22 protein-coding genes are annotated in these 26489 nt (G+C 39.5%); 5 read left to right on the plus strand and 17 right to left on the minus strand.

Features of this window, described 5'->3' with window-relative positions:
* Nucleotides 1-88: 88 nt before the first annotated feature.
* Complete coding sequence (locus QSG86_RS15610; RefSeq protein WP_317032340.1) at nt 89-850, minus strand: ferredoxin--NADP reductase; 762 nt, start codon at nt 848-850, stop codon at nt 89-91.
* An 86-nt stretch (nt 851-936) separates the two neighbouring features.
* On the opposite strand from QSG86_RS15610, the gene gigC reads away from it, so the two are divergent.
* Complete coding sequence (gene gigC, locus QSG86_RS15615; RefSeq protein WP_317032341.1) at nt 937-1821, plus strand: LysR family transcriptional regulator GigC; 885 nt, start codon at nt 937-939, stop codon at nt 1819-1821.
* 43 nt (nt 1822-1864) lie between these two features.
* Here the strand turns inward: gigC and QSG86_RS15620 are convergent, their stop codons facing one another.
* The 15 genes from QSG86_RS15620 to QSG86_RS15690 all read right to left on the minus strand — a co-directional run bounded on the left by QSG86_RS15620 (nt 1865) and on the right by QSG86_RS15690 (nt 18503).
* Complete coding sequence (locus tag QSG86_RS15620) at nt 1865-2164, minus strand: cold-shock protein (protein WP_317032342.1); 300 nt, start codon at nt 2162-2164, stop codon at nt 1865-1867.
* 80 nt (nt 2165-2244) lie between these two features.
* On the minus strand, nt 2245-2880 hold the full coding sequence (gene upp, locus QSG86_RS15625) for a uracil phosphoribosyltransferase (RefSeq protein WP_317032343.1): 636 nt from the start codon (nt 2878-2880) through the stop codon (nt 2245-2247).
* 558 nt (nt 2881-3438) lie between these two features.
* A complete protein-coding gene (gene nuoN / locus QSG86_RS15630) occupies nt 3439-4932 on the minus strand; it encodes an NADH-quinone oxidoreductase subunit NuoN (protein WP_317032344.1) in 1494 nt (497 codons plus the stop codon).
* Between the two features lie 3 nt (nt 4933-4935).
* Nucleotides 4936-6552 (minus strand): NADH-quinone oxidoreductase subunit M, encoded by a 1617-nt coding sequence (gene nuoM, locus QSG86_RS15635; RefSeq protein ID WP_317032345.1) that lies wholly within the window; start codon nt 6550-6552, stop codon nt 4936-4938.
* Between the two features lies 1 nt (nt 6553).
* On the minus strand, nt 6554-8443 hold the full coding sequence (nuoL, locus tag QSG86_RS15640; protein WP_317032346.1) for an NADH-quinone oxidoreductase subunit L: 1890 nt from the start codon (nt 8441-8443) through the stop codon (nt 6554-6556).
* The gene (gene nuoK, locus QSG86_RS15645) at nt 8440-8748 is read right to left on the minus strand and encodes an NADH-quinone oxidoreductase subunit NuoK (RefSeq protein ID WP_317032347.1); all 309 of its coding nucleotides are present in this window, start codon (nt 8746-8748) and stop codon (nt 8440-8442) included. The genes nuoL and nuoK overlap by 4 nt, the downstream gene beginning before the upstream one ends.
* Nucleotides 8748-9269 (minus strand): NADH-quinone oxidoreductase subunit J, encoded by a 522-nt coding sequence (gene nuoJ / locus QSG86_RS15650; RefSeq protein WP_317032348.1) that lies wholly within the window; start codon nt 9267-9269, stop codon nt 8748-8750. Before nuoJ ends, nuoK begins: the two co-directional genes overlap by 1 nt.
* On the minus strand, nt 9266-9808 hold the full coding sequence (gene nuoI, locus QSG86_RS15655; protein ID WP_317032349.1) for an NADH-quinone oxidoreductase subunit NuoI: 543 nt from the start codon (nt 9806-9808) through the stop codon (nt 9266-9268). The genes nuoJ and nuoI overlap by 4 nt, the downstream gene beginning before the upstream one ends.
* An 18-nt stretch (nt 9809-9826) precedes the next feature.
* Entirely contained in the window at nt 9827-10843 is a 1017-nt protein-coding gene (gene nuoH, locus QSG86_RS15660) for an NADH-quinone oxidoreductase subunit NuoH (RefSeq protein WP_317032350.1), read from the minus strand.
* Nucleotides 10844-10846: 3 nt separating this feature from the next.
* On the minus strand, nt 10847-13531 hold the full coding sequence (gene nuoG, locus QSG86_RS15665) for an NADH-quinone oxidoreductase subunit NuoG (RefSeq protein WP_317032351.1): 2685 nt from the start codon (nt 13529-13531) through the stop codon (nt 10847-10849).
* An 11-nt stretch (nt 13532-13542) separates the two neighbouring features.
* Nucleotides 13543-14874, minus strand: a complete 1332-nt coding sequence (gene nuoF, locus QSG86_RS15670; protein ID WP_317032352.1) for an NADH-quinone oxidoreductase subunit NuoF — start codon at nt 14872-14874, stop codon at nt 13543-13545.
* Entirely contained in the window at nt 14871-15380 is a 510-nt protein-coding gene (gene nuoE / locus QSG86_RS15675; protein WP_317032353.1) for an NADH-quinone oxidoreductase subunit NuoE, read from the minus strand. Before nuoE ends, nuoF begins: the two co-directional genes overlap by 4 nt.
* Before the next feature lie 13 nt (nt 15381-15393).
* The gene (gene nuoC / locus QSG86_RS15680) at nt 15394-17181 is read right to left on the minus strand and encodes an NADH-quinone oxidoreductase subunit C/D (RefSeq protein ID WP_317032354.1); all 1788 of its coding nucleotides are present in this window, start codon (nt 17179-17181) and stop codon (nt 15394-15396) included.
* 92 nt (nt 17182-17273) lie between these two features.
* Entirely contained in the window at nt 17274-17951 is a 678-nt protein-coding gene (locus QSG86_RS15685) for an NADH-quinone oxidoreductase subunit B family protein (RefSeq protein WP_317032355.1), read from the minus strand.
* 6 nt (nt 17952-17957) lie between these two features.
* Nucleotides 17958-18503 (minus strand): NADH-quinone oxidoreductase subunit A, encoded by a 546-nt coding sequence (locus QSG86_RS15690; protein WP_317032356.1) that lies wholly within the window; start codon nt 18501-18503, stop codon nt 17958-17960.
* A gap of 470 nt (nt 18504-18973) precedes the next feature.
* Here QSG86_RS15690 and QSG86_RS15695 point away from each other — a divergent pair, with 470 nt between their 5' ends.
* Entirely contained in the window at nt 18974-19330 is a 357-nt protein-coding gene (locus QSG86_RS15695; RefSeq protein ID WP_317032357.1) for a hypothetical protein, read from the plus strand.
* Between the two features lie 121 nt (nt 19331-19451).
* Here the strand turns inward: QSG86_RS15695 and QSG86_RS15700 are convergent, their stop codons facing one another.
* Nucleotides 19452-20360, minus strand: a complete 909-nt coding sequence (locus QSG86_RS15700; protein ID WP_317032358.1) for a farnesyl diphosphate synthase — start codon at nt 20358-20360, stop codon at nt 19452-19454.
* 502 nt (nt 20361-20862) lie between these two features.
* Between QSG86_RS15700 and yccS the strand changes: the two genes are divergently transcribed.
* From yccS to QSG86_RS15715, 3 genes are all read left to right on the plus strand, one after another.
* Nucleotides 20863-23037 carry a YccS family putative transporter gene (gene yccS / locus QSG86_RS15705; protein ID WP_317032611.1) on the plus strand — a complete coding sequence of 725 codons (2175 nt, stop codon included), beginning with the start codon at nt 20863-20865 and terminating at the stop codon, nt 23035-23037.
* Nucleotides 23038-23120: 83 nt separating this feature from the next.
* Nucleotides 23121-23681 (plus strand): YcxB family protein, encoded by a 561-nt coding sequence (locus QSG86_RS15710; protein ID WP_317032359.1) that lies wholly within the window; start codon nt 23121-23123, stop codon nt 23679-23681.
* Nucleotides 23682-23835: 154 nt separating this feature from the next.
* A complete protein-coding gene (locus tag QSG86_RS15715; RefSeq protein WP_317032360.1) occupies nt 23836-26472 on the plus strand; it encodes a sulfite reductase flavoprotein subunit alpha in 2637 nt (878 codons plus the stop codon).
* Nucleotides 26473-26489 lie beyond the last annotated feature (17 nt).

Here is a 26489-nt window from a genome sequence, read left to right on the forward strand (position 1 = left end):
CGATTGCTATCCGTTTAATTCCATCATCCAATTGATTGACCATTCATTGAAAATATCCACAAATAAATGGTCAATTTTATTCATACGATTACCAATAATTTTCAACAGCAATATTTCCTTCACCACGACGATTCATGGTTAATCCCCGTGCTTTCAACGCTTCCTTAGTATCCTCAACCATTTGAGGATTACCACATAGCATGATATGACTGCTTTGTGGATTAAATAGACATTGTGCAACTTGTTCTAATTGACCATTAGCAATTAATGTAGGCAATCGTTCATGTAGTTGTGCTTGTGGGTCACGCGTAATAATCGGAATAAATTTAAACCGTGTGTCTTCTGTAGCAAAGTTTTCTACGATTTCGCTAATGCGTGTTACATAAGCCAATTCTGCTGCTGTACGTACGCTATAGACTAAATTAATTTGCTGATAACTACTCCATGTTGCAAAATCTTGTAACATTGAAAGAAAAGGTGCTAAACCAGTTCCCGTTGCCAACAACCATAAATCATGTGGTAATGGCAATTGATAACGAGCCAAAGTTAAATAACCATAAGGAATCTTTTCCAAATAGATTTCATCGTTTATTTGCAAATGCTGTAAATTTGAGGTAAATGCCCCTTCTGGGACAACAATTGAAAAAAACTCTAAAACGTCATCATACGGCGATGACACTACAGAATATGCACGCACAATTAACTCATCATTTACTTTAAGACCAATACGAGCAAACTGTCCAGCAGTGAACTTAAAGTGTGCTGGTCGAGTAATGGTAAAACTAAACAACGTATCGGTCCAACGATGTATAGATAAGACTGTTTCTAAGCTAAATTTTTCAATTGACATGATTTCTACGTGGCATGAAAGACGATGCTCATGTTAGCATGGTGGGATAATTTATGAATAATTTTTAATGTTAAGGCTCCCCACTCATGCGCATGACATTACGCCAATTGGCTGTTTTTGTAGCAGTTGCTCAGGAAGGCACAGTGACCAAAGCCAGTGATGCTGTTAAGCTCACTCAAAGTGCTGCTAGTATGGCTTTGGCCGATCTAGAAGATGGTTTAGGTGCTCCTTTGTTTGATCGTTTAGGTAAACGCTTACAGTTAAATGACTTAGGCCGTTTTTTGCTTCCACAGGCACTAGAAATTCTGGGTCGCTGTGATGCATTTGAACAAGCTGCCAAAGGCGAACTGCAAAGTATCGATTTACGTTTAGGTGCAACCTTAACGATCAGCGATTATCTCATGCCTGATCTTATGGCCGACTTTTTACAGATTCAGCCCCAAGCCCATTTACAATTGCATGTGGGTAATACTCGACAAATGATTGAAGCAGTCAATCAGTTTCAATTAGATTTAGCACTCATCGAAGGATCTTGCTATTTACCTCAGTTGCAATGCATTCATTGGCGTGATGATGAACTAGCGGTATGTTGTTCACCGCAGCATCCATTGGCACAGCTTGAACGTGATTTAACAGCACAAGACTTTGCATCAGTAGAATGGATTTTACGTGAAGAAGGCTCTGGTACACGAGAAGTGTTTGATAATGCTATTTTACAAGATGTTCCCGATGCCAAAATTCGTTTAACTTTAGGCCACAATGAAGCCATATTAAAGATTGTTGCAGGGGGTTTAGGCATGTCCTGTATTTCAAAACTTGCCATTGAACCTTTATTAGAAAAACAACAGTTGGTGATTTTAAAAACACCATTTTGGCAACTTACCCGTCCTTTATATATGCTGGTTCATCGCCAAAAATATCAAGGACCAGGTTTAAAAGCATTTATGAAATTTTGTGAAGTTTCTGCTTAAGAACAGCGCTACAGCTAACCGAGCAAATCCATGCTCGGTTATTTTATTTACCCCTAAAGCTTCCCAATAAGGCAGATGTAATTGAGGTATTGTGTGCATAAGTTTTGGCTTTTTTGGCCTTATATGAATGTGACTCGACACGTTCAATTTTAATCGCTTTAAATTTTTGCCCATTGGCTTCAAGCAAAAATTTAACCCGTTCATTTCTTTTTGGCTCCCCTTGTTCAGATGGGAAATCAGAAATATGGAAAAAAATATCAGGATGCCCTGCTAGCGCAAGAAAACCAAAACCTTTATCTGGATGATATTGTTTAACTTTACCTTGCTGAAACTCTGTTTTCATGACCTTATTCTACCTTCCATCAATGCACTCGATTAAAGAGGCTACCATAGCCTCTCTTCATCTTTTAGGCAATTTTAGCTTTAGTCTTTTTGTACTGAACCAAAAATTTTATCACCAGCATCACCTAAGCCAGGCACAATATAACCACTTTCATTGAGACCTTGATCAATAGAGGCAGTAAAAATAGTCACATCTGGATGTGATGCTTCAACACGTTGAATCCCTTCTGGAGCAGCAACCAAAACCATCACGCGAATGTCTTTACAACCACTTGCTTTTAAAACATCAATCGCGGCAACCAATGATGAACCTGTTGCCAACATTGGATCGATAATCATCGCAATACGATTTTGTACATCAGGTACCAATTTTTTATAATATGTCCGTGCTTGTAAGGTTTCTTCATCGCGCTCTAATCCCAATACAGAAACTTTAGCACTCGGAATCAGATTTAAGAAGCCATCTAACATACCAATTCCAGCACGTAAAATTGGCACGACGGTAATTTTTTTACCTGCAATACGATCTACCGTAACAGGCCCTGCCCAACCATGAGTTTCATGATCAACCATAGGTAGATCTTTGGTCGCTTCATAAGTCAATAACATAGTGACTTCTTGCGCAAGTTCGCGGAAATTTTTAGTACTAATATCTGCGCGACGTAATAAGCCTAATTTATGTCGAATCAGCGGATGACGGATTTCATGAATAGCCACAGGAGAACACCTAAAAGGATAAAATAAATTTCTTTTATTATAAGGCTATTTTTCTCACTGAACAAAATAAAAAAACAAAGTTGATTTAGGGACTATAAACTATATTTTTTTTAAGAAAGCATTAGTCGTATATTTTAAAGATAAAATTCGATTCAATTAATAGCGCTATAACCCTTATTTTTCATACAATTATCAAAATTTCTCACAACCAACCAATCTTTATCATCTTCTAGATTAACGTTTATTAGGGATTTAAAAATATGAGCGTATTTATCTAATTTTACTTGATCATTACAGTGTTTTTGAATGATCAATCATCAACATATCTTTCAATATGAATCAGCATAATATCCGTTTTTATCTATTCATTGATCTCATCTATTCAAATTCGTCAGTATTTTAAATAATATCGATAATGCTAATGACGGTTGTTTAACATCTCTAACATCATGATATACAATAAAAACCTATCCAATAAAATAACAAAAGCCGAGTTAATCACTTAACTCGGCTCTCAATACAATGTGATGAATTGATTTTAAGATGCAATATCTAAAATTAATTTTGACTCAACATCATATGTAAAGGTGAGAAAATCTCAGCTTGTACAGCAAGATTGATAATTGGATCTGGATAGACACCAATCACAATTACGGCCAAAGCCGAAAGCAATACCATAATACCACCGACTTTTTGCCCCCAATGATCGACAGCATCAATACGCGGTGTTTCTGGTGGTGTTAAATACATAATCACCATCACACGGAGATAGTAGTATAAACCAATACCAGAACCCACAATCAGCATTGCAGCAAGGAACCAGTGTTGTGCAGTCACAGCAGCCATTACCACCAAGAATTTACCGATAAAACCAGCAGTTAATGGGATACCAGCCAATGAAAGCATCATCACTGTTAAAACCGCAGTTAATACTGGACGACGCCAAAATAGGCCTCGGTAATCGGCAAGACTTTCAGCTTCATCTTTATTGTTGTAAGGGCTAGACATTAATGCCACAGCACCAAAAGCACCAATTGTTGCTAAAATATAAGTAATGACATAAACCGTCACATTACCTAGGCTTGCAAACGTTAAGCTAATTAAACCAATCAGTAAGTAACCAAAATGTGCAATAGATGAATAGGCTAATACACGTTTTAAATTCACTTGACGTACTGCTAAGAAGTTACCGACAAGAATTGATAACACAGCAATAATGGTTAAGATCGTGAGAATGCCATCAACTGCAATCGCACCAGAGCTCAATAGATAACGGACAAATAAACCAATCGTTGCAACTTTAGCAGCTGTCGCCAAGAAGGTTACGATCGGTGCAGGTGCACCTGCATAAACATCTGGTGTCCATTTATGGAATGGTGCCAGTGATAATTTAAAGCCAATCGCAAAGATGATGAGTGCAATACCCAGTAGCACCAAAGGTTGATGAATATTTTGCAATAAAACCTGAACAGAGTCATAAAATGACAATGAACCCGTATATGCATAAATATAAGCCATACCCATCAACAGCATTGCAGATGCAGTAGCTGATAGTACTAGATATTTAACCCCTGCCTCTAAAGACTTAGAGCGCTGATAGGTATATGCCAATAAGCCATAAAGCGGAATTGACATGAGCTCAAGACTAATGAAGAAAGAAGCATAGTTTGAGCTAGCCACCATTAACATTGCACCAGTTACGGAACACAACATTAAAATATAAAGCTCTTCGCGTTGATCTTGATATGACTCAATATAGGCATGGGATAAGGTACAGCACGCCAATGCTGAGACCAAAATCATCACTTGGTATACCAAAGTGAATGGATCAACCATAAACATACCCATCACATTGGTCGGTTGGAATGAACCGTTCATAATGCTGAGTATGATATACAGTAACGATAAATTGAGACCAATCACAGATGCTGTGGCAATTAAGTTATGGTTACGCTTAATTGCAGTCAACAACATCACCACGATCGCAGTTAAAGCCACGATCATCACTGGTGCCAATGGCATTAGATCAGAAAAAGACATTGTGAAGTTCATGACTTATTGGATCTCCACAGTTTCTAGTTGAACCGTTGTTTGCTGTACAACATCAACTACTTCTTGAACTGGAATGTAGCTATTTGCTAACCACGCCATGCTTGAATTAGAAATATCCAAGAACGTTTGTGGATATAGACCAAGCCATAATAGACCGAATGCACAGATCAATAATAAAACTACTTCACGTGCGCTTAAATCTTTTAATGGATGTTTATAGTTTTGTTTTTGCGCTTCATTCGGTACACCAAACAAAGTTTTATGAATCAAGATTAGACCATAAAGACCAGCAAAAACTAAACTGATAGCGGCAATAATGGTAAAGGTTGGGAATTTAGCAAATGAACCCATCAAAATCAGGAATTCACCAATAAAGTTACCTAGACCTGGAATACCGACCAATGCTGCGACAAAGAACATTAAGAAAAATGAAAAATATGGTAGTTGACCACGAATACCGCCCAATAAACGCATATCGCGGGTATGGAAACGTTCGTAAACCTGACCACACATAATAAACAAGGCAGCAGATGACAAACCATGTGCCAACATCATAATCATTAAGCCTTGGAAAGTTAACAAGTTACCTGCGTAAATTGCCAATAATACAAAGCCCATATGTGAAATTGATGTATAAGCCAGCAAACGTTTCATATCCGTTTGCTGGAAGGCACACCAAGCACCGTAGAAAATACCAATTAAACCGAAGATAATCGCAATATCTGCAAATTGTGCAGATGCAATCGGGAAAAATGGAATGACAAAACGTAGTAGACCGTATGCAGCTGTTTTAATCAGGATACCCGCTAAGTCTACAGAACCTGCTGTAGGTGCTTGTGCGTGTGCATCTGGTAACCAGCCATGCAATGGGAATACAGGAAGTTTAACTGCAAAACCAATAAAAAAGCACAGCATGAATGCATAAGCAAATGCTGGATTAGTTGCTTCTAAATGGTGTGCTGCCAAGAGTAAGTTATCGTATCCAAAGGTAATTTGACCTTGAACAACCATCGCATTATAGATCACCAGACCTAAAATACCGATCAGCATGATCAAACCCGCAACTTGGGTATAAATAAAGAATTTTGTTGCCGCATAGACACGTGATTTATTATTTTCGCCTTTATGTCCCCATAACGCAATCAAGAAATAGATTGGGACCAGCATCATCTCCCAGAAGAAGAAGAACAAAAATAAATCAATTGCCAAGAATACGCCAATAACTCCACCCAGTGACCATAAAAGGTTTAAATGGAAGAAGCCAACATTCTTTTGAATTTCTCCCCAAGAACATCCGACAGCAAGAATACCCAATAATGCAGTTAAGCCAACCATTAATAGCGAAAGACCATCAATGGCTAAATGGATATTAATTCCGAGTGTTTGAATCCAAGGAAGATAAAACTGAGCTGCCCAGGTAGGGTTAGCACCGCCCAATTCATAGCTATACGTTCCTGATTGCCATAATACAAGGGTGAGGATAAAAGTAATCACCATCCCAAGTAAAGCAATGTAGCGTGGTAAGTGGTCATCGATTTTATCGACTAACCAACAGACAAAACCAGCAATGAACGGAATAAGAATCAGAGCGGGTAAAATGATGTTATTTGAAGCTTCCATTTTAGTTCCCCACGACCTGAGTCACGATTAACACCATCAATAACACCACGATACCGAGTGCCATACTTGATGCGTATTCACGTAATGAACCTGTTTGACGCGAGCTGGTAAAGCTATTGCCAGCTTTCACAATCGCTGGAAGAACAAGCCATAAACCATCAATTGGATCACGTCCTAAGATTTTTGCAATCAACAAATAAGGTTTGACAAAGACAATGTTATATAACGAATCAAAACCTAATGCATTACGACAAATACTTGCCATACCTGCACCCAATGAGGTTTTAACAAATGCTTTTACCGCACCATACGCGAAGACAAATAAAACAATTGCAACCACAATACCTGCAACCGCAAATCCAGATGCAACATGCTCTGCACTATGCATATGTTCAACTAATGCATCGGCAATATTGAATGCTGGAATTTTTGCTGCTGTTAAAATACTGTCTACTGGTCCTTTTAATAAAGCACCTAAACCTGTTGCCAATACAGCAAGAATAGCCAATGGCGCCCAGTATGTAACACCTTTGATTTCATGATAAGGCGTATTTTCTTTACCGAAGAACACCACCCAAACCAAACGGAAGGTATAAATTGCGGTAATAAATGCACCAATCACACCAGCCCAGTATAGATAGTCATAAATAGCAACGGCTTGACCTTTAACCCATACTGCACCCAAGATCGCATCTTTAGAGAAGAAACCAATGGTGACAAATGGAACTGCAGCTAATGCACCACCACCGATCGCAAAACATGCAAATAGGAATTTATTTTTATAAAATAATCCACCCATTTTGAAAATGTTTTGTTCATGATGATACGCTAAAATCACCGCACCAGAAGACAAGAATAATAATGCCTTAAAGAATGCGTGTGACAACATATGGAATAAACCAGCCTGATAGGCTTCAGTTCCTACAGCAAGGAACATATAACCCAGCTGACTCATCGTCGAGTATGCAAGAATACGTTTGATATCGGTTTGCACTAAAGCCGCAAAACCAGCCACCAATAATGTCACTGCACCTGTGATCGCAATAAACAACATCACTTCTGGTGCTTGTTCAAAGACAGAGAACAAACGACAGCACAGGTAAACACCTGCAGTAACCATGGTTGCTGCGTGGATTAATGCAGAAACAGGCGTTGGACCCGCCATCGCATCAGCAAGCCAAGTCTGCAATGGAATCTGTGCCGATTTACCTGCTGCACCCAAGAACAACATTAATGCTGTCCAAATGGTCAAAGATGAACTTTTCGTCATGACAGTGGCAGCATGATCGATAATATACTGTGTATTTAACGTACCAAATTGTTGATAAATCAAGAACAGTGCGATCAATAAAAACACATCACCAATACGCGTAACCGTAAAGGCTTTAATTGCTGCAAAGCCGTTTGCTGGTGTTTGGTAATAATAGCCAATCAGAAGATATGAACATAGACCAACACCTTCCCAACCCAAGAATAATAACGCTAAGTTATCACCCAATACCAACAATAACATGCTGGCAACAAACAGGTTAAAATAGGAGAAAAAACGTGCAAAATCTTCTTCACCACGCATATACCAAGATGCGAAAATGTGAATGAGAAAACCAACACCTGTAATCATCCCCATCATCAGCAGTGAAAGACCATCAAGGTGAAGGCTAATGCCAGGATTCAATCCTGCAACGTTAAACCATGTCCACAAGTGTTGGACATAGGGTAACTTACCATTGTCAACAAAATCTAAGCCTGCAATTAAAGCAAATAATGCAGCAAGTCCAACTGAACCTACGCCAATAATTGCTGCAACACGTTCAGGAAGATGATGACGTCCTGCCGCTAATAAAACAAAACCAATTAGCGGGAATAATACTGTTAAATATAAATAACTCATCCGCGCATCTCACTAGCAGCATCCACATCCAAATGATGGAAGCGATGATAAAACTGAAGGACAATCGCAAGACCGATACACGCTTCTGCTGCTGCAAGCGTAAGAATCAAGATAAACATGATTTGACCGTCTGGTTGTACCCATGCACTACCAGCCAATACAAACGCAAGTGCTGCTGCGTTCATCATGACTTCAAGGCTCATTAAAATGAAGAGTAAGTTGCGTCGTACCATTACACCGTAAAAACCGAGTGCAAAAAGGATGGTCGCAACGATCAACCCGTGTTCTAAAGGAATGTTGCCCATTATTGTTTATCCCCTTCTGCACCTGGTTCTCGTTTACCAATATGGAATGCTGCGACAAGCGCTGCAAGCAATAACATCGCGGCAACTTCAACCAATAATAAATAGTGAGTAAAGAGTGCTTCACCAACTTCTTTTGGACCAACCATTTGTGTACCCATCAAATTATCGCTATTGCTGTAATCTGAAGAAAGCATCCAAACTAAAGTTAGACCCATTAAAAAGCTCATCAATGCAGGATATGCCCATGCAGATGACGTTAACCATTTGCTTTCCTGTTCAACAGTTTGATGTCCAAGATTCAACATCATCACCACAAACACGAATAACACCATGATTGCACCCGCATAGACAATGATCTCCAATGCGCCTGCAAAAGGCGCACCTACGATCATAAAAATCCCTGCAACGGCAAGCAAAGAAATAATTAAACTCAGTAAAGCATGTACAGGATTCGTGTTTGTTACCACACGAATCGTAGAGACGATGGCCACCAGTGCCATTAAATAAAACGGCCAAATCATGGTAATAGACTCCGTACATCAACAGGCGCACTTTCATGTTGTGCTTGACCTTTGTCTTTACCAGCTACTGCCATACCCGTGACACGGTAGAAGTTGTAGTCTGGATATTTACCAGGGCCTGAAATAAGTAAATGTTCTTTATCATAGACAAGGTCTTGACGAACATATTCAGCCAATTCGAAATCAGGTGTCATCTGAATTGCAGTCGTTGGACATGCCTCTTCACACATCCCACAGAAAATACAACGTGAGAAGTTGATACGGAAAAACTCCGGATACCAACGACCATCTTCTTTTTCCGCTTTTTGTAGTGAAATACAGCCTACAGGACACGCAACCGCACATAGGTTACATGCCACACAGCGTTCCTCACCGTCTGGATCACGTGTCAACACAATACGACCACGAAAGCGTGGTGGTACGATTTCTTCAGCCGGTACTTCTGGATATAAAATAGTGTCACGTTTACGTGTCACGTGTGAGAAAACCATCCACAGTGAACGAACGATTGACCCAAATCCAGCTAGAAATTTAACCATTTTGTTCTCCCTGCTGTCTTAGGCCTGATTCATGAGAATTATAGCACCAGTTACCAGTAAGTTAACTAATGCCAAAGGCAAGCAAATTTTCCAACCAAAGTTCATCACTTGGTCATAACGTGGACGCATTAATGAACCACGTGCCAATACAAACATCATGACAAAAAATGCTGTCTTGATAATGAACCAGAATGCAGGTGGAATAAATGAAATTTCCAAGTTAAATGGCGCAAGCCATCCACCGAAAAATAAAGTCACAATCAATGCAGAGATTAAAACGACGTTGACATATTCAGCAACGAAGAACATCCCCCACTTCATACCACCATATTCGACATGATAACCTTCAGCCAATTCTTGTTCAGCTTCAGGTTGGTCAAATGGATGACGATGCGTTACGGCAACACCAGCAACCACAAAAATCAGGAAGCCAATAAATTGTGGTACTACAAACCAAACATCTTTTTGTGCTTCTACAATTTCACGCATGTTGAATGAGCCTGCAATCGCAACCACACCCATTAATGAAATCCCCAAAAACACTTCATAAGAAATGGTTTGAGCTGCAGAACGTAAACCACCGAGTAATGCATATTTGTTGTTTGATGACCAACCACCAAACAGGACGGCATATACTGCGATACCAGCCATGGCCATAAAGAACAATAGGCCAATACTCATGTCTGAAACACCTAAATAAGGTGATACAGGAATAACCATAAACGACAATACGGCTGTTGCCATGGCTACGGCTGGCGCCATACGGAATGTTAATTTATCCGCAAACTTGGGTGTCCAGTCCTCTTTAAACATGATTTTCAGCATGTCTGCCACAATTTGGAACATCCCACCAGGACCTACACGGTTTGGACCATAACGGTCTTGCCATAAGCCCAGTAAACGACGTTCAATAAATGACATCAATGCAGCGACAATCACCACAACCAGTAAAATTATAATCGCTTGGATTACCGAATAGGCAATTGGCCAGTTCTCAGCCCAAAGCGGTGTTTGACGGATTAATTCTTGATTCATGAATTACACTCCTACCGCAACTGAAACAGGCTCTGCCAGTGATACTGTTGGTGCTAAGCCAACTGGATAACCAATATAACCTGTAGGTAAATATTCAATCACCATCACTGGAAGTGTGACTTGAGTATCACCTGCCTGTACGGTCATTGTTTGCCCATCTTGCACATTTAAACGTGCTGCATCTTGTTCGCCGATCGCAAAAGTTGCTTCTGGAATACGTGACTCCATCGCTGGGGTTTTCACGGTAAACTCACCTGAACCAAAGATATGATACATCGGCACTAGACGGAAACTGTCTGGGTTCACCAATACTGTTGCAGGTGCAATAAAGCTACGTGCTGGACGTTTTGCCAAGCGATCAAATAAACGTACACCAGCATCACCTCCCAAGAGATGACCACCCACTTGATCTTGGAATTTATTCCATGATTGTGGTGAGTTCCAACCTGGTGCCCAAGCAAATGGTACTAATGAGGCTGCTTTTTGTGGTCCAACATAACCTTCCATAGAGAAAGTTAATGCAGAGTCAACATCAACAGGTTGCTTTGGCTCATGCACAGATAATGGTGCGCGCATTGAAGTACGGCCAGAATAACGACGTGGTTCGCGGGCAATTTTTAAGCCGTGTATACGATAACCTGCATCTGGTGCAACATCTTCAATGGCTTGTAGTGCTGGTACATTTTTGGCAACATCTTCAATGACATCGTCCAATAAAGTCCATGAAATAGGTTTATTTTTAATCCCTGTTTCCAAGGCATGCAACCAGCGCCAAGATTCTTTAATCGCAACATCAGGTTTATAATAGCTTGGATCATAAACTTGATAGAAACGTTGTGCACGACCTTCTTGAGAGACAACAGTACCATCACCCTCTGCAAAACTTGCAGCAGAAAGCACAATATTGGCTTTTTTCACTGTTGCAGTTTCAGAATGATCTAAGACAATAATATCTTGTACTTGATCTAAAGCAGCATCAATTTGCGCAGCAGGTAAACGACGATAAAGGTCATTTTCAATCACAATCACTGCATCATATTGTTGAGCAAATGCTTGTTCAAGACTTAAGCCACCCAAAATTGCCAAGCCCATCGAGTTGACTTCAGGTACAGTCAAGCTTAAACCTGCGTGACGACCTAAATTCTGGGTTACTTGTGCAGCAGCCTCCATGATTGCAGGATCTTGCAAACTGGTACCTGAAATAATCAATGGCTTTTTCGCTGCTTTTAATGTGGTCGCAATATCTTGTGCAAAGGCCTTAGCATCATCCTCTAAACCAATAATTGCTTCACCAGCAAGTGCAGCGGCAACAGCAAAACCTAAACGTGCAATATCATTTGGAGAAGCGACAACTTCTGCCTCTGCCACATCATTTAAGCGTGTTTGTGTTGCTGCCAGAATATAGATCGGTGATTTTGCATCTTGGGCAATACGCTGTACAGGCTCTGCCAACCATTCTGGTGTACGACGTTCAGCAGCCATTTGTTTGCCTTTATTTTTCGCCGCTTGACGAACAGATAAAGCCATACGTGGTGCTGTTTGGGTTAAATCTTCACCCAAGATCAATACGGCATCATAACTTTCAATTTCACGCATGGTTGGATTATAAATTCCTTCCATTTGCATAATTGAAGCCGCTAGATCTAATAAGTTTTGTTCTTTCTGTGATACACCAATTGAATAGTTTTCTTGACCAACCAGTTGACGTAATGCAAAGTTAGATTCAAGTGATGCACGTGGAGAGCCAATACCCAAGACTTTTTTGCCTTGAATTTTCTCAATCACGCTATCCAGCGCCACATCAACAGAAACAGGTGTAACGATTTGCTGATCACGGAACTGCGGCTGACGTGGACGATCTGCACGATTGACATAACCACCACCAAAACGCCCTTTATCACAAAGGAAATATTGGTTTACGTCACCATTAAAACGGTTTTCGATCCGGCGTAATTCACCATAGCGTTCACCCGGTGAAATATTACAACCTGAAGAACAACCTTGGCATACGCTTGGTGCATATTGCATATCCCATTTACGGTTATAGCGTTCTGAATGTGTCTTGTCAGTAAATACACCTGTTGGACATACTTCAGTTAAGTTACCTGAAAACTCGGACTCTAAAGTACCAGATTCTGGGCGACCAAAATAAACGCGTGATGCATTGGCGTAAACACCAAAATCGGTACCGCCTGCATAATCTCTATAATAACGTACACAACGATAACACGCGATACAACGGTTCATTTCATGTGCAATGAAAGAACCTAATTCTTGGTTATAGTGGGTACGTTTGGTAAAGCGATAACGACGACGATCGTGTTGTGTCATTACCGTCATATCTTGTAAATGACAGTGACCACCTTCCTCACAGACTGGACAGTCATGTGGATGGTTGGTCATCAAAAACTCAACCACGGAAGCACGAAAATCTTTCGCTTCTTTATCTTCAATCGAAATGTAGGTATTGTCGGTCGCAGGTGTCATACATGACATCACTAAACGACCACGCGTATCTTCTGGATTCGCGTATTGCGTTACCGCACATTGACGGCAAGAACCGACAGAACCTAAGGATGGATGCCAACAAAAGTATGGAATATCAATCCCAAGGCTCAAACATGCTTGTAGCAAGTTTTCCGAGCCGTTGACTTCATACGATTTGCCATCGACATGAATTGTAGCCATAGTCGAATTCCTTAAGCTTGTTCTACGTTGCTAGTTTGAGCTGCGGCATTGACTACCTTGGCTTCAAATTCGCTACGGAAATGTTTGAGTGCGCCCATGAGTGGTTCCATTGCACCAGGAGCATGAGCACAGAAAGTTTTACCAATCCAAAGCTTACGCGTTAACTCTTGTAAGTGGTCGATATCTTCTTGTTTACCTGTACCATCTTCTAATGCTTTGAGTGATTTCACTGCCCAAGGTAAACCATCACGGCAAGGAGTACACCAGCCACAAGATTCACGCGCAAAGAATTCTTCTAAATTACGTGTTGCTGAAACCATACACTGCGTTTCATCGACCACCATTAACAGACATGTACCTAAGCGTGAGCCTGCTTTCATGATGCTTTCAGCATCCATCGGTAAGTCAATATGTTCTGCAGCTAAGAAGTCAGTAGATGCACCACCTGGCAACCATGCTTTTAGCTTTAAACCATCACGCATACCACCAGCATAGTCTTCAATCACTTCACGTGCAGTGGTACCAAATGGTAATTCCCAAAGACCAGGGAATTTTACTTTGCCTGAAGCACCGTAAATTTTTGTACCTGGATCTTTAGATTTACCTGCAGATAAACCAATGTACCATTCAGGACCATTCAACATAATCGCAGGCAGGTTATTATAAGTTTCGACGTTATTGACAATAGTCGGACGTCCCCAAGCCCCTGCAACTTGTGGAAATGGTGGTTTAGTACGTGGGTTAGCACGACGACCTTCAAGTGAATTAATTAATGCGGTTTCTTCACCACAAATATAACGACCTGCGCCAGTATGAACATATAACTCAAAGCTCCAGCCAGTATCTAAGATATTTTCACCTAAATAGCCTTTTGCACGTACTTGTTCTAAAGCGTCATTCAGATATTGAGCAGCTTCAATATACTCACCACGAATGAAGATATAACCTTGAGTTGCTTCCAAGGTATACGCTGCGATAAGCATGCCTTCAATCAATTGATGAGGTAGCCTTTCCATCAACAAACGGTCTTTAAAGGTACCTGGTTCCATTTCATCGGCATTACAAATCAAGTAACGTGGACCTGAGTTGTCATTGGGTGCCATCAGAGACCATTTAATCCCTGCAGGGAAGCCTGCACCACCACGACCTTTAACAGTTGCAGCCTTAATGACTTCAAGCACATCTTTTGGTGGCATTGCAATTGCTTTTTTAAAGCCTGCATACCCTTCTAGTGCTTCATAATCATCTGCATTACGCACATGTTCTTGTTTGCTCAAACGCCAAGTCAGTGGATGAGTTTCAGGATTACCGTCGCCATAAATTGGTTTTGGTTCAGTATTCATACATACTTCTCCAATAACTGTTGAATTGAGGTTACTTCAACCAGACCGTGAGTATCTTCATCAATCATTAACGTTGGGCCTTTATCACAGTTACCTAGACAGCAGATAGGCAATAAAGTAAAACGACCATCAATTGTCGTTTGACCAAATTGGATCCCTAATTCACGCTGGAAAGCTTCTGCCAAAGTTTCCGCACCCATTAAAAAGCATGCAATCGAATCACATAATAAAATTACATGACGACCAACAGGCTGACGATAAATACGGTTATAAAAGGTTGCTACCCCTTCCAAATCAGCAACGCTGATCGAAAGCAATTGTGCAATTGCATGTAGCTGTGCATCATTCACCCAGCCATTACGACGTTGTACACACTTAAGTGCATCTAATGATGCAGCACGTGGGTATGGATAATGTGCAATGTGATGTTGAATATCATGGATTTCATCTGAGGTTAAAATCCCTTCAACATTCACACGTGGCTTTTTGTCAGTCAAAATCATCATTATGCGTTACCCCTTAACGATCCACGTCAGCCATTACGACGTCAATTGTCGCTAAATAAATGATTAAGTCAGACATCAGACTGCCATTAATCACAGAAGGCATTTGCTGTAAATGCGTGAAAGTTGGTGTACGAATACGTGTACGATAACTCATGGTTGACTTATCTGAAGTCAGATAATAATTCGATGCACCTTTCACCACTTCAGCCATCACAGAAGCTTCACCTGCTGGCATAACAGGACCCCAAGATACACTTAAGAAATGCGTAATCAGCGTTTCAATATCATGTAAGGTCTTATCTTTTGGTGGTGGAACAGCCAATGGATGATCAGCCTTATAAGGACCAGATGGCATATTATCCAAGCATTGCTTAATAATTTTTAATGACTGCTCAATTTCACGATAGTGAACGATAACACGTGCATACGCATCGCCTTCGTATTCTACCGGTACTTCAAAGTCATAATTTTCATAACCACTATATGGACGATATTTACGCACGTCAAAATCAATACCAGTTGCACGCAAACCAGTTCCCGTTACTCCCCAAGCCAATGCAGATTTTGCATCGTATTGTGCAACGTTACGGGTACGACCCTCAAAAACTGAGTTTTTTAATGCTGCAGTATGATATTCCTTCAGACGTTTTGGCATCCAATCCAGAATTTCGCGGATCAGAGATTGCCAATTATTTGGAAGATCGTGCGCTACACCGCCAATACGATACCATGCTGGATGCATACGGTAACCTGTGATTGCTTCAACCGCATCATAAATTTTTTGACGGTCGGCAAACATATAAAAGACAGGTGTCATACCACCAGCATCTTGAATCGCAGTACCAATAAACAACAAGTGGTTATTAATACGGAACAATTCAGACATCATGACACGAATACACTGTGCACGATCAGGAACAGTAATTCCGGCAAGTTGCTCAACCCCCAAAACATAAGGCATGTTTTGTGCACAACCACCAAGATAATCGACGCGATCAGTATATGGAATGAAAGAATGCCAAGTCTGACGCTCAGCCATTTTTTCTACACCACGATGGTGATAACCAATATCTGGTACACAGTCTTTAACTTCTTCGCCATCTAACTGTAATACGATACGGAATGCACCATGCGCAGATGGATGGTTAGGTCCCAAGTTCAGGAACATGAAGTCTTCGTCTTCATTACCACGCGTAAGTCCCCAATCTTCTGGGACAAAACGTAAATGTTCCTGTTCAAAATCCTGTTTTGCCTGATTCTGCATATACGGTGTATATTCTGTTGCACGTGCAGAATATTCTTTACGCAACGGATGACCTTCCCAATACGTCGGTAATAAAATACGACGCAACATTGGATGCCCTGTAAAATTGATACCGAACATGTCATATGCTTCACGTTCATACCAATTGGCATTGGGCCAAATATTGGTTGCTGTTGGAATATTTAAATCACTTTCATTCAAGGCAACTTTGATACGAATATCAGTATTACGCTCTAGTGAAAGTAAGTGATAAAACACAGTAAAATCAGACGCAGGTAAACCATCACGGTGAGTACGTAAACGCTCATCTACCGCAGATAAGTCAAACAACATCACGTAAGGACGTGACACTGTACGCAAGAACATTAAAACATCTTGCACGCGTGCGCGTTCAACCCAGACTGTTGGAAAATCTTCGCAAGTCGCTTGCACGTAGAAATTCTCACCAAATTTGGTTTTGAGTTCTTCTACAATTGCAAATGCTGGGCGTGAATCAACTGGAGTTGACTCTGGCATAGCAATGTCAGTTTCAGCCATTCGCTTGGCTTCCTATTTAATACAAATTCATTCCACTTAAACGACAATGATTCTTAAATACAGAACCATCAATAAAACTTTAATCGTTTAAATTATTTAATTTCATCCATAGAACGTAAATTTTTCACAGCAATACGCTGTTCTTTCTTACGCTCACGTTCTGGCTGCATCTTTGGCTTATATATTGGCTGAAGATCATTACCAATCACTGCTGAAAGTGGACGGCGTTCTAATTGAATTTGATCTTGCAATAACATCAAGGCTTGAATGAGTGCTTCAGGACGTGGCGGACAACCAGGTACATAAACATCCACTGGAATAATTTTATCTACGCCTTGTACGACAGAGTAAATATCATACATTCCGCCTGAGTTTGCACATGCGCCCATTGAAATGACCCATTTAGGCTCAAGCATTTGCTCATACAGACGTTGAATTACAGGTGCCATTTTAATAAAGCACGTTCCTGCAATAATCATTAAGTCTGCCTGACGTGGTGAAGCACGAATAACTTCCGCACCAAACCGTGATAAGTCATGTACACCAGTTAAAGTCGTCGCATATTCAACATAGCAACATGATGTACCAAAGTTAAACGGCCAAACTGAGTTCTTACGACCCCAGTTTACTGCTGTATGTGCAATATCCTCTAAACGAGTCATAAAGACATTTTTATTCACTTCTTCATCAAGTGGATCAGTCACAATTTGACGTTCTTGAAGTGGATATTGATCAGCATCCGGATTCGCACGGGTTAATGTATATTTCATCCCGAGTTACTCCTTTTCAGATGATGAAGTCGCAGATTTTTTCACACGACCAGAGGATTGAGCTGGGATTTGACCAGTAGGGTCTGTTACCAATTCTTCAATTGAGTTAAAGCGTGTAATTTCAGCAATATTCATATTTGGTGAACCTACTTTAGCTTTAATGCCGGCCGCTTTACGCTTATCAGATGGTGACCAGTTTAATGCACCCGTTGATAATTCATAAATCAAACCAATTAATAAAACTAAAATAAACACTGCAGCTGTGGTGAATCCAATCCACCCTACTTCACGTACCGATGTAGACCATGCATATAGATATAATGCTTCCAAATCGAATACGACGAAGAAAATAGCAACCAAATAGAACTTTGCAGACAAGCGGATACGTGCTCCACCTGCACTGACAACACCAGACTCAAATTGCTCTTGCTTAGCACGGCCCCATGATTTACCCCCAAGGAGTAACGGAACAGTAAGCATAAAGACGCATAAAAATGTAACGCCGATCACGAAGGCAATAATTGCCCAATCGTATGGAGTAATGGCACTCATGCGGGGATAACTCCTGGCAGGCCTATTTATTAACAAAGAATGTATGTATTGGCCTTCAAATACACCAAACACAAAATTAATCCCACCAATTGTACCTGATTTATGATTTCACTTGCTAGTTCATAAACCTTAGTCTTTTGGATGATTTTTTCATCAAATTGATAAAATTCAATCACTCAATCCCTCTGCCGATGCACTAAATCGTTTTATTAAATAAAAAACACATTTTCTATTATTTTTTCCCAGAATGATAATTATCGGCTTATAACTTGATGGAATATTCAATTTGTTCTATTTTAAAATCATCGTAATGCAAAAAATAGGATGATCAGACTCCTTTATTATCACGATAAGATTATCAAGATAAAAAAAAATTGTTTTTTTTTGCAATCCTGAAAAGCAATATGTTTATTTTCAATGTGTTTTTATGTTATTTGTATAAAACACTAACGATAAAATATAGGTCTTGCATGAGTCTAGAATATACACATAAACCTAATTATTTTTTATATGCACAACTTATTATTCGCCATATCGAGAATTATATTGAAAAACATCCAGATGCAGAAAATGCAATTTTTGATTTGCGCGATATCTATGAACTTTTTCGCCAAGATAAAGCAGCAGCATCGACCAATCTAGATGGTATTTTAAATATTGCTGATGCTTATAAAATTGAAACGTTAAATGGGGATAAAAGACTGATTACACGCTATTTAATTGATATTGAAAATAACTCTTTACTATTTGATTTTGATAAAGATGCGCTAAACAGCTTAAAAAATGGTAAAGCCATCATACCACCTGATGCCACCAAGTTTAATTAACAGATAGGGATCTATATTGATGGGTCACTGCAGATACAGCAGCTTTATCATCATGATATCGATCCATTCATGACAAACCATTATCTAAAGCGTGTCAATGACACGCTTTTTTTTATTGATATTATTGTTTTCTATTCAATAAAAACAAAGATATTGCTTCTAGCTCACTCGCTTGACCTTTAAAAAAATGCAGTGCTTGAAAAGCATCATCATGTAATTGCTTGGCATATTGTATCGCCTGATCTAGCCCCATTAAAGCCGGATAAGTTGATTTCTCAACCAATACATCCTTACCTGCAGTTTTTCCCAATACAGCAGTGTCTGCGGTGATATCAAGAATATCATCCTGTACCTGAAAAGCTAAACCTATGGTTTGTGCATATTCACGTAATTTAGGAATGGCTGGATCCGTTCCATGAAATATTGTAACTGCAGCCATCATAATGGCTGCAGAAATTAATGCACCCGTTTTATTACGATGAATCGTTTCCAAAGTTTCTTGATCCACAGCCTGACCTTCTGCCTGTAAATCCAATACTTGACCACAGACCATTTTTGAGGTCGCTGTCGCCAAAATCTGCATTTGCTTTAATACAATATCAGGACCTACTGCAGCGCCTTGATCAAACAATCGACTCCCCAAAATTTCAAAGGCCATCGATTGCAGAATATCGCCTGCAAGTAATGCAGTATCTTCACCAAACTTCACATGACAAGTAGGTTGACCACGACGCAATAAATCATTGTCCATACAAGGCAAATCATCATGTGCTAAGGAATAACAATGAATAAGCTCAATCGCAACAGCAGCTCGACGAACTGCTGCATAATGAGCATTGGGCTGAATAGCTGCTGTTGCATAACACAATGCTGGACGCACTCGCTTTCCACCCAACATGACAGCATGATGCACTGCGCCTTTTAGTGGCTCAGGAATTGAGAATGCATTTAATGCTGTCAGTAAATCATGTTGAACAGTTTGTTGTGCTGTTGTTAATACATTTAGTTGCTCATGAGTGAGAATGGACACACTTGCCTCGATATATTTATGACAGTATTGGTAAAGTCAGTGCTTCTACTAACCTATTTTTAACTATTGTACCTTTAAAATATCAAGCTTTGATACTCTTAAAAAAATTCAATCCACTCATATGCCAACCTCTGCCATGACGTATTACTGTCTTACAACTATAAGGCCTAATAATCGCCTCTTGGCCTTAATCATTACTGAATAATATGATTGCAAGCGATCATGCCGGATATTTTTATTTTAGACAGCTTAATTTTAAGCAGTTTCATGCCAAATGATCATGAATTGGTTAAGATGACTGGTGTATATTGATTTAACCGTCATGATATCGCCTCAATTCAATGCGATAACTAAAATCAATTCATTATTTTAATACAGCAGCATACCGAATAGCGGATGAATTGTTTAAAATAGATGAAGTGCTCCATATCGAACACATATTCCGTACTATTACACCTATGCTACGGTCATTGTCACGATCAGAATGAATAAAGGAATGGCTTTGAGATCTTGGCTGAAACGTCTTCAACAGACGACCTATAATACGACTGTCATGTATAACATTCGCATGATTATTGCATTTTCAGGAACAGCATTTGTACCTTATTTCTTGAATTATCAGCTCGCTACCATTCCCTTAACACTGGGTGTTGTTGCAGCAGGCATTAGCGATATTGATGATCGCTTTTCAGTCCGTATCTTAAATCAACTGTATACCTATATTGGTTTTTTTATTACTGCTGTTTCCATTTTTTTTCTCTTTCATCATCCAATACTTTTTGCAATTGGCTTAATCGTGTCCTGTATTGCATTGATTTTATTGGGGTCATTAGGTCGAAGATACGCCACCATCTCCTATGGCTGTCTGGTCATTTCAGTCTATGCCATGTTAGGTGTTGATCTCTTTGAACCATGGTATATGCAAGCCACCCTATTGGTCATTGGTGCCGCTTGGTATGGCTTAATTTCAACCATTAGCTTTCTACTTTTTCCTGTACATGAAGTACAGGATCGGCTGGCACAATCCTATGCCTCACTGGGCAACTTTTTATTCGCCAAGTCAAATTTGTTTGATGTTGATATGACACCAGAGAGCTATCAACAAAGTATGATTGACTTATCATTAGAAAATGGCAAGTTAATTGCAATTTTTAACACCATGAAAACCGTATTGCTCACCCGTCTAAAAGGAGATCGGGGACAAAAAGACACCCGTCGTAGTCTGCAATACTACTTTGTAGCACAAGATATTCATGAGCGCGCAGACTCAGCCCATATTGACTACCCAAAACTGGCAAAAATTTTTGAGCACAGTGATACGCTGTTTCGTTTTCAGCGTATTCTGTCTCTACAAGGCAAAGCATGTCATGATTTAGCGGATAGCATTATTAAACGTGAAGCATATAAGCATAATCCCCGTTTTAAATATGCCTTCCAAAACTTAAAAAACTCAATTTTAAAATTACGCTCAGAACACCAATATGATCAAGTTTGGGTCAATGCACTTAATGCTCTATACCAAAACTTAAAATCAATTGATGCTCAGTTAAATAATTTAGAAACTGAGCGCCATATAAAACTCGATAAAGCCAAATATATTGAGAATCAATTAAAGGATGACGATCTCAAGGGTTGGGATGATATAGTGATCAGGATTAAACAACATTTAACACCTGAATCGGTATTATTTCGTCACGCCATTCGCTTATCACTGGTTTTATTGGTCGCATATATTTTTGTACAAGTAAGCCAAATTCAGTATGGCTACTGGATTTTACTCACTTCATTATTTGTCATTCAGCCTAACTTTAATGCCACCAAACGCCGATTAAGACTCCGTATTATTGGTACACTAATCGGCATTATTATTGGTTATGCTGTATTGTATTTTATTCCCTCTATCGAAGGACAACTGATTGTTTTAATCTTAAGTGGGGTGTTGTTTTTCGAATTTAGAAGTAAACAATATGCACAAGCGACAGCTTTTGTGACATTACTGGCTTTAATTAACTTTAATCTGGACGGTTTTGGTTTTACTGCAGCGATTCCTCGTATGATTGATACCTTGATTGGCTGTGGACTCGCTTGGCTAGGCGTGATGTTTATCTTTCCTGACTGGAAATTTCGCCGCCTACCCAGAACTATTGCACGATCACTCAATGCGCAATGTCAGTATCTTGCAGAAGTGATTCAACAATATAAATTTGGGCGTAATAATGGCTTAAATTATCGTGTCGTGCGTCGTGCTGCCCACAATACCGATGCCGAAGTTGCATCTTTAATTTCAACACTTGCAACAGAACCAGACTTTGATCCTATCCAAAAATCACAGGCCTTTGAATTTTTATGTTTAAACCATACCCTGCTCAGCTATATTGCAGCACTGGGTGCACACCGTGAAAAAATTGAAGATCCTGAAATTTTACAATTACTTGAACATGCTTTTGACGATATCGAAGGTGCGATTCTAAAAGACGAAGTACCAGACCTTACAGCGCATAATATGTTACACGCCATTCGACAGCGCTTAAGCCTCAATAATGACAAGGATCAAAAATCATTGATTGTTTTACAACAACTGTCATTAATTCTGAATATCTTAAAACAGATCAGCCATTTAAAACAAAGTTTAAGCCATGAACAAGATCAACAATCCACTGAACTTGCATCGCTATAAATCGCGTGATTTTGCAACAATAGACTCCTGTAATGACTGAAATAATGCTAAACTTTTTATAGTTCTCATTTGTTAATTTTACTATGACCGCTAAAAATTTTTACGCTTATACTTTACAGCCGGTAAACTATGAAGTTTCCGAAACTGAACAACGCCATGCTCAAATGGTAATTTGGCGCAGTACCAATAAAATTGGTATGAAAGCTTGGCTCATTATGGCTGCTATTCTTGTACTGTCTATTTTGGGGCTTATTTTATTAAAAAACTATTCAACGGTATTTTGTTGGGTCGCTATTGGCTGTGTGATTGCCTACTATCTAGCACGTACTTACGGTCTTGAATGGTATGTAAAACGCAAAATGAAAGAATATCCAGTACAAGAAATCAAAGGAATTCGCTTGGGTGTTCAACCGCATGGTATTGTCATGCGACAACAAATGGGTGCACAAGAAGGGGTTGGTACAATTGCCTGGAAAGATATTTATGAATGGTATAATACGCCTGAATTTATTTTGCTAAATTTTAAAGTTAAAGGTCAGCAAGGTGCGTATATCCTACCGAAGCGTATGGATTCTAAAAACTTTTCATTTAAAACCATACGCCAGCATCTCACCGAATCTGTTGGTGAGGCGAAATCAATCTAATATTTACAGCTTCAAAAACTCCAGCAGTATCATGCTGGAGTTTTTTTAATTAAAAATGTAAATGAGAATAAAAATGATTTCGAAAATCCATAGTCTCTACTCAATATTACTTTATAATAATCCGCTACAGTTTTTCTAAACGCCTCTAACGCTCATGTTAAAAAAAATTCTTTTTCAAATTCACTGGTTTCTAGGTATCACAGCTGGTCTGATTCTTTCGATTATGGGTGTTACTGGTGCGATTTATTCATATGAACAAGAAATCTTAAAATGGATCAATCAGGACAGTTATCACGTTACTATTGAAAACCGCGCCAAAATGACCCCTGCGGAAATTTATCAACATTTTCAAAATACCCAACCTGAGCTGCAAATTAATAGTATCAGTATTGCCGCAGCACCTGATGCATCTTCAACCGTGAATATTGTCAAGGAAGGCGAACGTCGCGGCTACAATATGATGATTAATCCTTATACTGCTGCACAACTTCCCAAAATTCAAGGTCGTGAATTTTTTGCTTTTATCCAGAAATTACATCGCTATTTAACCATTGGTGATGTGGGTAAACAAATCACCGGTGCCTCTGCACTGATGTTAATTTTATTTGTTTTATCAGGTATCTATTTACGCTGGCCGAAAAAACATAGTGTTAAACAATGGCTCGCGATCAAACCCAAACTTAAAGGTCGTAATTTTATTTGGGATTTACACGCTGTTATTGGTACTTGGGTGGTTATTTTCTACTTGATTTTTGCGATTACAGGATTGTATTGGTCATATGACTGGTGGCGTAATGGCATGTTTAAAGTATTGGGTGTAGAACGACCACAACCAGAAATGCAGGCAGGCGGCCCAGCACAAAATTCAGAAAGAAATCAAAGACAAATGCGTGGTGAAAACCATAACAATGCCACCATGCAATCGATGACGACAACAGAAAATTCTCCTACTAAAGGCCAAAGAAATCATGTTTGGCAGGATGAAAAATCCAAAATTACTCGACTGCAAATTGAACAGGCATTAAACCAAACATGGCATGGTTTTAATCAGCAATTTAACCAGCAATATTCGACAGTTACATTTAATATTCCTAAAAAATCTGATCATGAAATCAGTGTGACGTTTATGGACAAGGACGTACAACACGAACGGGCACGCAATAGCGCAACATATAACTATAACACGGCACAATTTACCGACGTCAAACTCTACGAAGATAAAAAGCTCAATGAAAAGATCATGAGCAGTATGTTACCAGTGCATCGTGGCAGCTTTTTTGGCCCAATTTATCAATTTATTGCCATGATTGCATCGCTATTAATGCCATTGTTCTTTATTACTGGCTGGATTTTATATATCAAACGCCGTAAACAAAAAAAATTAACTTTGACAGCACGCCAGCAATTAACAACCGACACAATAAATCCTAATACAAAAAATACTTGGTTAATTAGCTATGCTTCACAAACAGGAACTGCCGAACAACTGGCTTGGAATACCGCAAATAGCTTACAACATGCACAGCTCACAGCAATCGTCAAACCAGTACAACAACTGGGCCTGCAAGATTTATTAAATACAACACATGTTTTATTTATTGCCAGTACTTATGGTACAGGTGAAGCACCAGACTTAGCACAAAGTTTTGTTAAAAAAGTACTGAGTCAAAGTCCTGATCTACATCATTTACACTATGCCGTACTTGCGCTAGGTTCTAAAGAATATCCGGAAAGTTATTGTTCTTTTGGCCATCAAATTGATAAATGGTTACAACACCATGGTGCCCAAGCTTTATTCAGTCTTATTGAAGTCAATAATGCAGATCAACATGATATTCAACGTTGGAACAATGCTTTGGCTCAAGCAACACAGCTTGAATTAGCAACCACAGCATTAAAGCAGGTCTTTGATAGATGGCAACTGAGTCAGCGCACCCTACTCAATCCAAATAGCTTGGCTGCACCTGCATTTGAAATTAAGCTCACATCTCAACATAACCTAATATGGCAAGCTGGTGATATTGCACAAATTCAACCAGAAAATAGCATAGAACGAATACAGGCTTTCTTAACACAACACCACCTCACAGCAGACACGACACTGCAAAATTCACTTCGCTACAAAGATCTCAGTAAAAATATTTGTACATGGACTGATCAGGAGCAATTATTGGCACAACTGGTAGATTTACCGATACGAGAATATTCCATCGCCAGTATTCCAAGTCAGCAATACTTAAGTTTGATTGTCCGTCAAAAAATTGATAATAATGGGGAGCTTGGACTAGGTTCTGGTTGGCTCACTCAGCATGCTGTATTGCAACAAGACATTGCTGTACATATTCGCAATAATCCATCCTTCCATTTAAGCGATGATGACCATCCAATGATTTGCATTGCAAATGGTACAGGCATTGCTGGCATCTTAAGCCTACTTCATACTCGCATTTCACAGCACCGTAATCAAAATTGGCTTATTTTTGGTGAACGACAAAGTGCTCATGATTTCTTTTATCAAGACACCATTCAAACATGGAAAGATCAAGGTAAGCTGGCAAAGCTAGATTTAGCATTTTCTCGTGATCAGGCAGATAAGGTATATGTCTATCACAAACTGCAACAGCATGCTCAAGATTTAAAACAATGGATCGCACAAGGTGCCGTCATTTATGTATGTGGAAGCTTACATGGTATGGCCAGCGATGTTGAGCGAACACTCATTGAAATCTTAGGTGAAGAACAACTCGACCAATTACGTGAAGATGGACGTTATAAACGTGATGTTTATTAAATCCATACAGCGACGTT

This window comes from Acinetobacter sp. SAAs474, assembly GCF_032823475.1.
Classification (GTDB): Bacteria; Pseudomonadota; Gammaproteobacteria; order Pseudomonadales; family Moraxellaceae; genus Acinetobacter.